The following is a 13,990-nucleotide window of genomic DNA, read 5'->3' as shown; positions in this document are numbered from 1 at the left end:
CCCCCGGACTCCCCGCCCCCGGCCTCTCCGGCCGCGACGCCGGTGACGATGCCGCGGATCGTCTCCAGCGGCAGCTTGGGGGTGCCGTCGGGAAAGACCAGCCCGTTGGTCTCCTGCGCGGTGTCCATGAACTGCGTGTAGCAGAAGCCCGCGACGAGCGGACTCCTGCGCAGTGCGCCGAACAGCTCACCCAGGAGCCGCGCGTACTGGGTGGCGGAGGTCGTCTGGGTGTAGAAGAACTCGTCCTTCTCGCCCGCCAGGGAGAGGCCGCCGAACTCGGTGATCATCAGGGGCGCGTCGCCCGCCGCGAAGCGCGCGCTCTGCCGCTCGTCGAGCGAGATCGTCCGGCCCTGCGGCCCCGGCCCCGCCAGTACTGCCGCGAAGCCGGAGGCGTCGCCGTAGCGCTCGGTCAGCACCGCCGCGTCCCCCGAGTAGTCGTGCACACCGAGGATGTCGCTGTCGACGTGCTCCCAGCCCTCGTTGGAGACCACCGGCCGTGTCGGGTCGAGGGCCCTGGTCAGGGCCGCGAGGGCCGCCGCGTAGTTGCGCTGCGCGGTGCTGTGCGCGACGTCCGACAGGCCCCAGCTCTCGTTGACCGGCACCCAGGTGACGATCGAGGGGTGGCTGCGGTCGCGCCGTACCAAGTCAAGCCACTCGCGCGTGAGCAACTCGACGGCCTCGGTGCCGTACTCGTACGCCGCACCGGTCTCGCCCCAGACCAGCAGGCCGAGCCGGTCCGCCCAGTACAGGAACCTGGGGTCCTCGGCCTTCTGGTGCACCCGGACCGCGTTGAAGCCCATCGCCTTGATCAGCTCGACCTCGCGGCGCAGTTCCGCGGTGCCGCGGGAGGCGAGCAGTGTGTTCGGCCTGTATCCCTGGTCGAGTACCGAACGGACGTAGTACGGGCGGTCGTTGAGGAGGAAGGCGCCACGGCCGACAGCCGCGCTGCGCAGGCCGAAGTAGCTGTCGACGGCGTCCGCGGCCTCAGAAAACCCAGAGGCCTCGGGAGCCTCAGAGGTTCCCGAGGTTTCTGAGGCCCCGCCCGGACCGGACACCCCGGATTCCCGCACGACGACCCGCGCGTCCACGAGTACCGGCGACTCGGGCCGCCACCACAGGTCCTCGCGGTCGATGCCGTTGCCCAGGGCGGGGATCGCGATGTCGATCCGGGTACGGCGCTCCGCCGTCACGGTCGAGGACTCCGCCAGCACGCGGTCGCCGACGCGCAGCGCGACGTCCACGGTGAGCGGCCGGCTCGGCCGGCGGGCCAGGGTGAGTTCGGCGACGACGCCGTGCGTCGGGTCGGGGACCCACGCCAGGTCGGTGATGTGCTGGGCGGGGACGGTCTCGGTCCACACGCTCTGCCAGATGCCGGTGGTCCGTTCGTACCAGACGGCGTGCGGGCGCTCCTGCCAGTCCTGCTTGCCGCGCGGGACGGCGAGGTCGGCGGGGTCGTCCTCGGCGCGGACCACGAGCACGTGCTCGGCCGCGTCCGGCCGCATGGCATCCGTGACGTCGGCGGTGAAGGGCGTCTGCCCGCCGGTGTGTTCGGCGACGAGCCGGCCGTCGAGCCAGACCCGTGCGCGGTGGTCGACCGCCCCGAAGTGGATCAGCGTCCGGTGGCCGCCGGCCTCGGCCGGAGCCAGGGCCGCGTGCGGTATGCGGCGGCGGTACCAGACGACCGGGTGCGGCGCGGTGTCACCGATGCCGGAGGCGGGCGACTCCGGAGGGAACGGAACCGTGATCTCCCGGTCGAATCCGCCCCCCGCCTCCTTGGAGAACCACGCGGCGCGCTCCCCCTCGTCGGCGTCGTCGTACCCGAACTCCCAGGTGCCGTCCAGACTCGTCCACCGCTCGCGGCAGAGCATGGGCCTCGGGTACGAACCGTCCTGCTCACTCGCCCTCACGGGGCCTCCTTCGTCTTCTGGTCGCCGACCATGGATTTCGTACAATCGAAGTCCGCTCATCATGAGTGATCGTTTGCAACGATGCAACAATGTGGCGGCCGTCGCCGTGTGCCGCCGCCCTACCGGAGGTGTACGACCGTTGGCCAGAGTGCGTATGCGGGATGTGGCCGAACACGCCGGCGTGTCGGTGCGGACGGTGTCCAACGTGGTCAGCGGGTACACGCACGTCAGCCCTCAGACGAGGGCGCGGGTGCAGCGCTCGCTGGACGAGCTCGGCTACAAGATGGACTTCCTGGCCAAGGGCCTGCGCTCGGGGCGCACCGGGTTCGTCGCCCTCGCTGTGCCCTACCTCGCGGAGCCCTACTTCGCGGAACTCGCCCAGGCCGTCATCAGGGCCGCAGCGCGGCGGGGCATCACGGTGCTGGTCGAGTCGACCGAGGGCGACCCGGAGGCCGAGCGGCGCATCCTGGCGGGGGGCCTGACCAACGTCGCGGACGGCGTGCTCTTCAGCGCCCTCACCGTGCCCGCCGCCGACGCCGCGGCCACCACCTCGGACTTTCCGCTCGTCATGCTCGGTGAACACGACATCGGCGACCACTTTCCTCGGGTGGGCATCGACAACGTCGCCGCGGCCCGCGCGGTCGTGGAGCACCTGGTCGAGCAGGGCTGCCGACGGATCGTCGCGCTCGGCCGCAACGGCAGCGAGAACGGGCGCCAGCGTGCCGAGGGCTACCGGCAGGCGCTGTCCGCCGCGGGAGTGCGCCGGGTCAACTGGCTGGTCGTACCGGTCGACGACTGGAACCGCGCACAGGGCTACGAGGCGGTGCGCGGCCTGCTGGACGGCAGCGGCCCGCTGCCGGACGCCGTCTTCGCCTTCAACGACGCGCTCGCGGTCGGCGCCCTCCGCGCGCTCGACGCCTCCGGGGTGCGGGTGCCCGACGAGGTCGCGGTGGCCGCGATCGACGACGTCCCGGAGTCCGCGTACACGCACCCGCCCCTCACCTCCATCGCCCCCGACCTGGACGTCATCGCGGAGCGCGCGCTCAGCCTGCTGGAGGAGCAGGGGCAGCGCTCGGGCGGCGGTGGTGCCGGGAGCGCGCGCCAGGAGGCCACGCCCTTCCAGCTGGTCGTACGCGAGTCCTCGCGGCGGTCGGGGCGGCGGCCGTGACGCTCCACGGTCGGGCGACGGCGGTGCGGCCCCGCGGCCCGCGGAGGCGGGACGACGGCCGGGGTCAACTGGCGTCCCGATGAGGAGCGTTGGCCGGCATATGGCTTGGCGGGGCACCGGGTTCGCGGCCCCGGCCGTGACCGGGTGCGCCGCGAGCCGTGCGGTTTCTGGACGTGCGGGTTCCGGGGGAGTGGCGATCAGTTTCCGCTCCTCTATTGCATCGATGCAAATGATGTGCCACCGTCTCCGCCAACGACTTCACATCGAAACAACCGCTTCACATCGAAGCAACGAGTCGCATCGAGGACAACGAAGTGGATAACCCCATGAGCGGAGCGATGACGCGCCGGCGCCTCCTGGCTCTCGGCGGCGGTCTGGCCCTGACCGGGGGCCTGTCGGCGTGCTCATCCCCGCTGGCGTCCGGCCTGACGGGTGCGCAACCGGACACCGCGGACGTCATCTTCTGGAACCTGTTCACCGGCGGTGACGGCGCCAACATGGTGCTGATGGAGAACGCGTTCCGAAAGGAGCACCCCGGCGTCACGGTCGAGGCGACCGTACTGGGCTGGGGAAACCCGTACTACACCAAGCTGGCCCTGGCCACGGCCAGCGGTACACCGCCGGACGTGGGCATATCCCACCTCTCACGGCTGCCCCTGCTGGCCGCGGCCGGCCTGCTGGAACCCATCGACGACGCGGGCGTCGGCGACCTGGGCGTCACGGCGGACCGGTTCACCCCTGCCGCCTGGAAGAAGGCCACCGTGAACGGCACGGTGTACGCGGTGCCGCTGGACACCCACCCCTTCGTGCTCTACTACAACGTGGACCTGGCGAAGAAGGCCGGACTCCTCGACACGTCGGGGAACGCCCTGAAACCCATGAAGGGCAAGGCCCAGTTCGTCGACGCGCTCAAGGCGATGAAGGACGCGGGCGCCTCCTACGGCGCGGCGATGTCCATCACCGCCGACCCGGCGACGGCCTGGCGCTACTTCAGCATGGTGTACTCCGGCCTCGCAGGGCCCGTCGTCACCGACTCCGGTACCGCGGTCGACATCGACGCCGACGCGATGGAGGAGACCTTCGCCTTCATGCAGAGCATCACGGGCCCCGGCCTGATGCCGAAGGAACTGAACGGCTCCGGCGCCAACGTCCTGTTCAGCACCGGCAAGGCGGGCTTCCTCTTCGACGGGGAGTGGCAGATCCCCTCGTACCGCCTCGTCAAGGGACTCCACTTCAACGTGGTGCCCTTCCCAGCGCTGCTCGGGCCCGAACCGGTGGCGTACGCGGACTCGCACGCGTTGGTCGTCCCGCGCAACCCGCGGCGCTCGTCGGCCCGTACCGCGCAGGCGGCCCGGTTCATCAAGAGCCTCCTCGACCACAGTGCCACCTGGGCGCAGGGCGGCCACGTCCCCGCCTGGCTGCCGGTCCAGCGCAGCAAGGGGTTCCTCGGCCAGTCGCCGCAGCGCAACTACGTGCAGGCCGCCTTCGACGCCCAGTACGACCCGGTGGCCTGGTACACGGGCGCCGGCTCAGATTTCCAGAACACGGTGGGCGCCACGATCATCGAGGTTCTCGCCGGCCGGCTCGGCCCCAGGAACGCCGTCGCCGCGATGCGCGCCGACCTCAAGCGCTACACCACGGCCCGACCGCCGGTCACGATGAAGTGAGAGGCTCCTCATGACGACCGTCACCACCACGCGACCGGCACCCCGTCCGGTGCCCGTCAGGGCGGTGGGCGACCGACCGCCCCGCTCCGATCGGCGGGCAGGCCTGCTGCTCAGCGCCCCGTTCCTGATCGTCTACCTGGTGTTCCTGGTCGGCCCGCTGCTCATGGGCATCGTCTTGAGCTTCTTCAACACCACCACCGTCAAGGACGGCCTGGGCGGCTGGGTCGGTGTGTCGAACTACACGAAGGTGCTGCGGGACTCCCTCTTCTGGGACGCCATGTGGCACTCCGTCCTGTTCACCCTGATCACCACTCCGCTGCTGGTGGTCCTCGCCCTGCTGACCGCCATCCTCGCGTCCCGCGTCCGCCGCGGGCGGGTCTTCTACCGGCTGGCGTTCTTCGCGCCGTACGTCGTGCCCTCGTCCGTCGTCGCGCTGATCTTCCTGTGGATCTACACGCCCCAGGTCGGCCTGCTCCCCAAGCTGTTCGGGGCGGTCGGCCTGACCTCGCCCGACTTCATCGGCAGCACGTCCGGCGGCTGGACCGCGGTGATCCTGATGACGCTGTGGTGGACCTTCGGCTTCAACTTCGTCCTCTACACCGCGGGAATCCAGGACATCCCCGGAGACGTGTACGAGGCCGCCGCCATCGACGGGGCGAGCCCCTGGCAGCAGATCCGCCTCATCACCGTCCCGCTGCTGAACCCCACCACCAGCCTGGTGCTGATCCTCCAGATCCTGGCGTCGCTGAAGGTCTTCGACCAGATCTACCTGTTGCTCGGCGGTGGCCCGAACCAGTCCACGCGGCCCGTCATCGAGTACATCTACGACACCGGCTTCACCTCCTACCGAGGGGGCTACGGCGCCGCGGCGACCATGGTCTACTTCGTCATCATCGTCGCCGTGTCGGCCGCCTGGTACGGGCTGCGCCACCGCCTCGCGACCCGTGCCGCCCGGCGTTCAGGGCCCGGCACCGCCCCCCGTACCGGCACTGTCACCGCGCCCCGCGCCGCGGACTGAGCGGAGGAACCCTTGAGCACCATCACCCAGCCGCGGCGCACCACGGCTGCCGGTCCACGGACCGTCAACGGCGCGAAACTCTTCAACCAGCTGTGCGCGGTGTGCCTGACCCTGTTCGCGCTGATCTGGCTCGTGCCCTTCGCGTGGGCGATCATCACATCGCTCCGCACGGACGGCTCGATCACCCAGAAGCCGCTGTCCCCGTTCGCCGGCGGCTGGTCGCTGCACGCCTATTCCTACGCCTGGCACAACTACCCGATCGGCTCCTGGTACCTCAACAGCCTGGTCATCGGCGCGCTCGCGGTCGTCTTCACCGTGGCCTTCTGCTCGATGGCGGGATTCGCCCTCGCGTTCCTCCGCTTCCCGGGCCGCGTCGCGGTCGTCGGACTCGTCACGGCAGGGCTCATGCTGCCGACCGAGGCCCTGGTGCTGCCGCAGTTCGTCGAGTACCGGTCGCTCCACCTGCTCGGCACCTACTGGGCCCTGGTGCTCCCCTCGGTCGCCGCGCCGGTGTCGGTGTTCATCTTCCAGGCGTTCTTCAAGGGCATCCCGCGCGCCCTGATCGAGGCCGCCCGCATCGACGGCGCGAGCTGGTGGCGGATCTACCGGACGGTGTGCATGCCCATCTGCCGCCCGGCCATCGCCACGGTGTCGATCCTGACCTTCATCAGCTCGTGGAACGCGTTCCTGTGGCCCCTGCTGGTACTCAACCAGACCAAGTCGCAGACGGTCCCGGTGGGCCTGGCCTCCCTGGTCAACAACAGCAACATCCAGTACGCCGAGGTCATGGCGTCCTCCGTGCTGGGATTCCTGCCGCTCATCGCGGTGTTCCTGGTCTTCCAGCGGCAGATCGTGCAGGGAGTGGCCACGACGGGGCTCAAGTAGCCTCGTGGAGCGGTCCGGCTGCCCGGCGAGGCGCGGGGAGAGGGCGCGGCGGCGCGATCCGGTCCGGGCCCGTGCCGCGCCGCGTGGTCCAGGACCGGCCGGACGAGCCTGGCGGCGCCGCCCGGGCCGGGACGTTCAGCCGAGGATGAAGTCGGTGAGGGCGGCGGCCACGGCTTCGGGCTGCTCGTCGGGAATGAAGTGCCCGGCGCCGGGCCCCACGACTCCCGTGGTGTCGTCGGCCCACGGGCTGATGGAGGCCGCCATGTCCGGGATCGAGCCGTGGCTGCTGGAGATTCCGAGGACGGGCACCGTCAGGTGCCGCCGCCTGAGCGACGCGTGGTTCCTGCGCGCCGACTCGGCGGCGTCCCGGTAGTAGGCGAGAGAGGCGCGAAGGCCGCCGTCCGCGGCGACGGCCGCCGCGTAGTGGTCGAGATCGGCGTCGTCGAACGTGTCGTGAGAGAGGGCCTTCACTTTCAGGAACCAGCCGACGTAGTCCCGTTCGCGGCCGGCGAGCAGGGTCTCGGGCAGGTCGGGCACCAGGTGGAACGCGAAATGCCAAGTCTTCCACGCCAGGTCCGGGTCGGTGGGGATCGCCTCGGGGAGGGTGATACCGGGAATCCCGGCGTCGAGCAGTGCCACCCCGCGCAGCCGGCTCTCGAACTTGAGCGCGAGGGAGAAGGCGACCCAGGCGCCGACATCGTGGGCGGCCAGCCAGTAGTCCGACACTCCGAGCGCGTCCACGGCGGCGTGGACGTGCGCGGCGACCGTGTGTGTGTCGTAGCCGCGCGGCGGACGCTCGGAGTGGCCCTGACCCGGCAGATCGACCGCGATGACGTGGAACCTGTCGGCGAGGCCGGGCATGACCTTGCGCCATGCCCACCAGGTCTGCGGGAATCCCGCGAGCAGGACCACGGCGGGGCCGGCCGGCGGGCCGCCTTCGACGGCATGGAGGCGGACGCCGCCGGCGTCGACCCAGCGGTGGGTGAATCCCGCCAGGTCGGGCAGGGGCAGATCGCGGACAGGGTTGCTTTCGCTGACGTGCCGAGCGCTGGTCGCGGGGTCAGTCACGGGGTTCCTCCGTCGGTGTGGGGTGTCCTGTTTCGGCGCTCGTGCCGGGCCGGGTCCACGAGCGCGATGCGGATGAGGGGAACGGCCGGCGCGGCGCCCGCGTCCGGTTCCCCGCGGGGGTCGCGCCTCGTGCCTCGTGCTGTCGCGAGGAGTGGGGGACCGCCCAGCCATGACCATGCCGGGACGCTAACACATCTTGAACTGATTGGTTCAAGATAGACTCGGTACGGCCCGGAACACCGACCCACCGGCAGGGGAGTGCCCCATGGCAGGCAAGAAGCAGTTCGACATGGACGCGGCGCTCGACGCCGCGATGATCCGGTTCTGGAGCGCCGGCTACGCCGACACCTCGGTGGACGATCTCTCCCGGGCGACCGGTCTGAACCGCAGCTCCCTCTACTCCTCGTTCGGCGACAAGGACGCGCTCTTCCTGCGCTGCCTGGACCGCTATGCCGCGCGCTACGGCGACACGTACGACGCCGCCCTGTCGTGCGCGGCTTCGGAACCGCTTGCCGCTGTCCGCGCGTTCTTCGACGTCACGCTTGAGCGCATCGCCGATCCCGGCCTGCCGGACGGGTGCCTGATCGCCCAGTCGGCCATGGCCATTCCGGTGCTGAGCCAGAGCGTCGCGACGCACGCGAAGGAGGCGCTGGGCTTCCAGCGCTCACGTCTCCTCTCCGCCCTGAAGGCCGGCGGACTGACCGCCGAGGACGCCGAGGCCTTCGCTGAACACGTGGCCGCCGTGAACCAGTCCCTCGCCGTCATGAGCAGAGCGGGGGCCGGCCCGGCGCAGCTCCTGGCCATCGTGGGCGTCACCCTCGACGCGCTGGCAGGGGCGCTGCGCACCCGCACGTAGCGCCGCGCGCCGACCCGCGGTGCGCCCCGGCGCTCTCGGAGGGAGTTGGCGCGCCGGTCGCCGGGCCGGGAAGGCGTCCGGCCACGCCGTACGGAGGTGATCGCGGTCACGTCGACCGCAGTGCCCGGATCTCCCCTGCGGCCCGGAGCGCCTCTACGGTGCCGGGGAGCCGGACACGGGGCACGGGGGCTTTCACGCGTGCTCGTCTTCCGCCTGGCCGACTCCGGGTCGGGAGGCGTCGTCCTCCAGGAAGCCGAGCCCTCGCAGCCAGTCGTCGTCGAAGACCTTGGAAAGGTAGTTGCGGCCGGAATCCGGCAGGAGCACGACGACGAGGTCCGACGGGCCGAGCCCGGCCGCCACCCGCACGCTCGCCGCCACAGCGGTGCCGGCCGAGCCGCCGACCAGCAGCCCCTCCTCGCGGGCCAGGCGCCGTGCGGTCAGCAGGGAATCACGGTCGCTGATCCGCTCGAACCGGTCCACGACCGCCGGGTGGTAGGACTCCGGCCAGGTGTCGTCCACCGTGTCCGGGTGACGGAAGCGCCCGATGCTCTCCACGGAGTACGGGCCCCCGTCGCCGCCCGAGTAGACCGACGCCTCCGGGTCGGCCCCGACGACCGTCACACGGCCGCCGCTGACCTCCTTGAGGTATTCGCCGATCCCCGTGATGGTGCCGCCGGTGCCGATACCGCACACCAGATGGGTGATCCGTCCGTCGGTCTGCCGCCAGATCTCGGGCCCGGTGGTGCCGTAGTGGGCCCGCGGGTTGTCCGGGTTGTCGTACTGGTTGGCCAGCCAGCCGCCCGGGGTCCCGGCGGCGATCCGGGCTGCCACCGAGTGCACGTGGTCAGGGTGTTCGCGCGGCACATCGGTGGGACAGACGACGACCTCGGCACCGTAGGCGCGCAGGATCGCGATCTTCTCCGCGCTGCTCTTCTCCGGAACCGCGAACACGCACCGGTAGCCGCGCTGCGCGGCGATCATGGCGAGTCCGACCCCCGTATTGCCCGAGGTGCCTTCGACGATGGTGCCACCGGGCCGCAACACCCCTGCCTTCTCGGCCGCTTCGACCATCCACAGCGCGGGGCGGTCCTTCACGCTGCCGCCGGGGTTCACGTACTCCAGTTTCGCGTAGACCGGGGCGGCTGCCGTGCCGGTGACGCGGTTGAGCCGCACCAGCGGGGTGTTGCCGACGACATCGGCCAGGGAGGCGTGGACGTCCAATGCAGTGCTCCTTCGCAGTGCTCCTCGCGTGGGTCCGTGCCCTCTCCCCGTGCCGGGCCGCGGCGGAGTGCGCCCGGGCAAGAGGCACGCACGGTGTTCGGCGCGCGGCCAGGAACGAGCAGGCGGACAACGGACGGGCATGTCCCGACCAGGCTAACGGCGGTTCGCCGGCCATCGGCCACCGGCCGTACGGGACAGCGCGGGACAGCCGGTTCAGGGCCCTGGTTCTTCAGGTTCGTGTACCGCGTCGGGCACGGCGACAGCGGCACGCGCCGGCGCGTGCCGGATTCGGGTGCGGTCTGCGGTACGGGGCCGGTGCGGTCACCCGGCCACGGTAGCCGGGCGGGGCCGGGTGCGACGAGAGTGCGCGGGCGTACGGGGCCCAGTGGAAGGCCTCTACGCCCGTGGTGACACCTGTAACGGTGCAGGTCAGTGGCGCGACGTTGCACGTGCGTGAAGATTCGCCACCGCGCCGCGGGACATGTCCGGGCGGCCCGGCCACCCGGCGGGGTGCGCTCTTGACAGGTCCTGCCGTCCGCCCGCGTACGTTCCCGGGGCGGCGTGCCTGGACGAAGCGGCGGCACGTGGACCTGTGCCGGACCCACGCCGCGCTCTGTCGCTGAGCCCCTCTCCCCGCCTCATCTCCAAGACCTGCGCACCGTGAGCATCCGCCCTCCCGGCCCGGGCGGGCCCGTATGCCTGCGAGATCCGGCTCGCGCATGAAGGGGCCGGGAGCGCCGCGCGCCGTGACGTCGCGGTGCTCCCGGCCCCTGCCGGGCGGGGCGGCCGATTACGCGGTCGCCACGGCGAACACGTGCATCACACCTCCGGACACCGCCGACGGCAGTGTCACGCTCGCCAGCTGCTTGCCCGCCTGGAGAGCGATGGGCGCGGTCGCGAAGATGTCCGTCCCCACCGGGTCGGCGGTGCTGCCCTGCACATCGCGGTAGGTGGTCTTCAGCGCCACGGTGTTGCCGAACGACGGCTGGTCCGCACCACCGCTCAGCGTCCAGTCGCTGAAGCCGACATCCGCCTGCTGCGTCGTGCCGTCCGTGTACGTCAGCGTGACCGTACCCTCGGCCGACCCCTCGGCCGCGCTGCCGAGCAGGCTCAGCTTCGTCGCTCCGGAGACCGGCGTCACCGACACGGCCTGGCCCGGGGCCGGCGCTCCCGGCGTGACCTGGATGTTGTCCGGGTCACCCGTCTTCACGTCGGGCCAGGTGAAGTCGAAGCCGTTCGCGGACACCGTGCCGCCGGGGGCCGCGCCCGCGTCCGCCAGCGCCTGAGCGGAGTAACTCCAGCCCTCACCGTCGAAGTTGGCCGTCGGATTCGTGTCGTCCGAGATACCCCGGCTGTTGAGGTTCCAGAGCACACTGTTCTGGGGCGCGACCGTCACCGAGACGGACGCACTCTGCAGTGTCCTGCCTTTGGCGGTGAAGGCGACGGGCACGGTGTAGAAACCCGGCTTGGTCCCGGAGCTCGCCGACACGGAGACCTTCGCGTCGGCCGAACCGCCGGCGGGCACCGCGAGGCTGCCCTGTGACGGCGTGACGGTGAGGCCCGCGGGCGGTGTGGCCGTCCAGCGGACCGTGGTCGCCTTGTCGTCCAGCGTCTGCGCCTTGACGGTCGTGGTGGCGGAGCCCTGACCCGGCGCGGTCTTCAGCCCGTTGGTGCCGACACCGGTGAACAGGCGCGTGCCGCCACCGGGGAACGACGGCGGAGCGTCCGAGGCGGTGCTGCCCCAGGACGTGTTGGGCGTGCTGCCCAGCGTGTAGTCGACCGTGCCGCCCTTGTTGACGAACGAGGCGGGCAGCCACGGCTTGTCGGACCTCTTGCCGTTGGTCTTCAGCGACTGAATGTACGTGTTGCTCGCCGACGCCGCGGGCGCGTTGACCGTGATGGTCCTGCCGTGCCCGGTGTGGACCACCGCACGCGGGAACAGAGGTGCGGAGAGCACCATCTCGGAACGGCTCGGAACCTGCGGGTACATGCCGAGCGCGGAGAAGACGTACCAGGACGACATGGTGCCGGCGTCGTCGTTGCCGGGGATGCCGCCGGGGCCGTTGGTCCACAGCTGGTCCATCTCGGCCCGGACCGTCTGCTGCGTCTTGTACGGGGCGCCGAGGTAGTCGTACAGGTAGGGGGCGTTGATGTCGGGCTCGTTGGTCGGGTCGTACTTGGTGCCGTCCTTCGCGGAGAAGTCGAACGACCCGTCGGCGGCGTGGAAGAAGTCGTCCAGGCGCTGCGTCGCCTTCTTGTCGCCGCCCATGGCCGAGGCGAGGCCGGCCACGTCCGAGTAGACCATCCAGGTGTAGCGCGCGCTGGTGCCCTCGACGAAGCCGCTGCCGGTGTCCGGTGTGAACGTACCGGCCCAGGTGCCGTCGGACTGGCGGTCGCGGATGTAGCCGCCCTGCGGCGTCGCGTTGGGGTCGAAGACGTTCGTCCAGTTGCCGGACCGGGTGAGGAAGGCCTTCTGGTCCTTCTTGTCGCCCGTCGCCCCCGACAGTTGCGAGAGGCCGAAGTCGGCGGCCGAGTCCTCCAGCGTCTCGGCGGCACCGCCCCAGCAGTGGCAGTTGTCCGCGGGCACGTAGCCGAGCTTCAGGTACTGGTCGAGAGCGGGCCGCTGGCCGGTGCACTCGACGTTGCACCCCGCGCTGCTGCCGTCGTCCGCGGTCGGCACGGTGGCCGCCTTCACCAGGGACTTGAGGGCACCCTTCACGTCGAAGTCGTGCCCGCCGAAGGCGTAGATGCCGGCGAGAGCGGCGTCGGACGGGTCGCCGGACATGACGCTCGTCTTGCCGTTCTCCAGCAGCCAGCGGTCCCACTCACCGCCGCGCTGTTTCGCGTAGTTGAAGAGGGACTGCGCGTAGTCGCTGCCGGCCTTGGGGGAGAGCAGCGTGAGCAGCTGGACCTGCGCCCGGTACTGGTCCCATCCGGAGAAGGTCCCGTACTGCGCCTTCTGGCCCTTGGCTAGCTTGTGCGCCTTCCGGTCCGCGCCCAGGTACTGGCCGTTGACGTCGCTGGTGAGCGTGGGCTCCAGCATGGAGTGGTACAGGGCGGTGTAGAAGGTGGTGCGCTGATCGTCGGTGCCACCGCCGACCTGGACCTTGGCCAGCGCCTGCCGCCAGGCCGCCGCGGCCCGGGACTTGACGGCGCCGAACGTCCTCGACGGAGGGTTCTCGGCCCGGAGGTTCCGCTCCGCGTTCTGCTCGCTGACGTAGCTGACGGCCACCTTCGCCTGGACGTTCTTGGTCCCCTGCTTGAAGGTGACGTAGCCGCCCGAGCCCTTGCCCGCCACCGGATTGCCCGAGGAGCTGTAGCCGGTGCCGCCGTCGGCGGAGGTCGACCCGGCCTTCACGGTGTCGTCCTTCCACGTACCGACCTCGGCGAACGGCTTGTCGAAGTGGGCGGTGAAGTACAGCGTGTACACGTCGTGGCGGTTGTTGGCGCTCTGCGGGCCGCAGAAGTTGCCCGCGGTGACCGAGCCCGTCACCGTCCTCGTCGCGGCGTTGATGTGGACGTCCGCGTCCGTGCTGCCGCTCTCGGAGTTGGAGGTGCGGAACAGCATGGTCGCCGGCTTGTCGCCGGGGAACCCGAACCGGCCCGTTCCGGTGCGGTCGGTGGTGGTCAGCTCCGCGCTCGCGCCGCTGTCGAGCCCGACCTTGTAGTAGCCGGGGCTCGCGGTCTCGTTCGCGTGGGAGAACGTCGAGGCGTAGGTCGCGTCCTTCGTGTCCGAGCTGGGGGAGGAGGTCACGTCGCCCACGTACGGCATGATCGGGATGTCGCCGTTGGCGCCGGAACAGCCCACGCCGTTGAGGTGGGTGAGGCTGAACCCCCGGATCTTGGTGGCGTTGTACTGGTAGCCCCCGGGAGCGGGCGTGGACACCTGGTTTCCCGTCGAGTTCTGGGGGCTCCACGCGAGCATGCCCAGCGGATTGACGGCGCCGGGGTAGGTGTTCCCCGCGTTGGAGGTGCCGATCATCGGATTCACGTACGGCACCGGGTTGGTGACCGTGCCGTGCCCCGCGGTCGCGGCAGAGGCCGGCGCCGCGGTCAGCGCGAGTCCGAGGGCTGCCGTGGGGGGGGCCCCCCCCGCGGGGGGCCCCCCCCCCCCGGCGGCCCGGGGGGGGGGGCGGGGCCGCCCCCCCGGGGGCGGGGCCCCGGGGGCCCCCCGGCGCGGGCCGGTGTCCTGGCCGAAGG

Annotated in this window: 9 protein-coding genes; 5 read left to right on the top strand and 4 right to left on the bottom strand. The window is 71.1% G+C overall.

Annotated elements, in window-relative coordinates:
- Positions 1 to 1,907, bottom strand: a 1,907-nt coding sequence (locus LCE31_RS13605) for a glycoside hydrolase family 2 protein (protein ID WP_225014484.1), incomplete at its 3' end; no start/stop codon positions are given.
- A gap of 148 nt (positions 1,908 to 2,055) precedes the next feature.
- On the opposite strand from LCE31_RS13605, the gene LCE31_RS13600 reads away from it, so the two are divergent.
- The 4 genes from LCE31_RS13600 (at position 2,056) to LCE31_RS13585 (ending at position 6,645) form a co-directional block, all read left to right on the top strand.
- Positions 2,056 to 3,075, top strand: a complete 1,020-nt coding sequence (locus LCE31_RS13600; protein WP_225014486.1) for a LacI family DNA-binding transcriptional regulator — start codon at positions 2,056 to 2,058, stop codon at positions 3,073 to 3,075.
- A 326-nt stretch (positions 3,076 to 3,401) separates the two neighbouring features.
- A complete protein-coding gene (locus LCE31_RS13595) occupies positions 3,402 to 4,742 on the top strand; it encodes an extracellular solute-binding protein (protein ID WP_225014483.1) in 1,341 nt (446 codons plus the stop codon).
- 10 nt (positions 4,743 to 4,752) lie between these two features.
- Complete coding sequence (locus LCE31_RS13590; RefSeq protein ID WP_225014482.1) at positions 4,753 to 5,760, top strand: carbohydrate ABC transporter permease; 1,008 nt, start codon at positions 4,753 to 4,755, stop codon at positions 5,758 to 5,760.
- Between the two features lie 12 nt (positions 5,761 to 5,772).
- Positions 5,773 to 6,645 (top strand): carbohydrate ABC transporter permease, encoded by an 873-nt coding sequence (locus LCE31_RS13585; protein WP_225014481.1) that lies wholly within the window; start codon positions 5,773 to 5,775, stop codon positions 6,643 to 6,645.
- Positions 6,646 to 6,780: 135 nt separating this feature from the next.
- Here LCE31_RS13585 and LCE31_RS13580 read toward each other — a convergent pair whose 3' ends face one another.
- A complete protein-coding gene (locus LCE31_RS13580; RefSeq protein ID WP_225014480.1) occupies positions 6,781 to 7,713 on the bottom strand; it encodes an alpha/beta fold hydrolase in 933 nt (310 codons plus the stop codon).
- 265 nt (positions 7,714 to 7,978) lie between these two features.
- Here LCE31_RS13580 and LCE31_RS13575 point away from each other — a divergent pair, with 265 nt between their 5' ends.
- Positions 7,979 to 8,569, top strand: a complete 591-nt coding sequence (locus LCE31_RS13575) for a TetR/AcrR family transcriptional regulator (protein ID WP_225014479.1) — start codon at positions 7,979 to 7,981, stop codon at positions 8,567 to 8,569.
- Between the two features lie 192 nt (positions 8,570 to 8,761).
- Here the strand turns inward: LCE31_RS13575 and LCE31_RS13570 are convergent, their stop codons facing one another.
- Positions 8,762 to 9,790 carry a PLP-dependent cysteine synthase family protein gene (locus LCE31_RS13570; protein ID WP_308042249.1) on the bottom strand — a complete coding sequence of 343 codons (1,029 nt, stop codon included), beginning with the start codon at positions 9,788 to 9,790 and terminating at the stop codon, positions 8,762 to 8,764.
- Positions 9,791 to 10,580: 790 nt separating this feature from the next.
- On the bottom strand, positions 10,581 to 13,847 hold the full coding sequence (locus LCE31_RS13565) for a GH92 family glycosyl hydrolase (protein WP_225014485.1): 3,267 nt from the start codon (positions 13,845 to 13,847) through the stop codon (positions 10,581 to 10,583).
- Positions 13,848 to 13,990 lie beyond the last annotated feature (143 nt).

Origin of the sequence: Streptomyces sp. 8L, assembly GCF_020176795.1 — a bacterium.
Lineage (GTDB): Bacteria > Actinomycetota > Actinomycetes > Streptomycetales > Streptomycetaceae > Streptomyces.
This window is presented reverse-complemented; position numbering and strand designations above follow the sequence as displayed.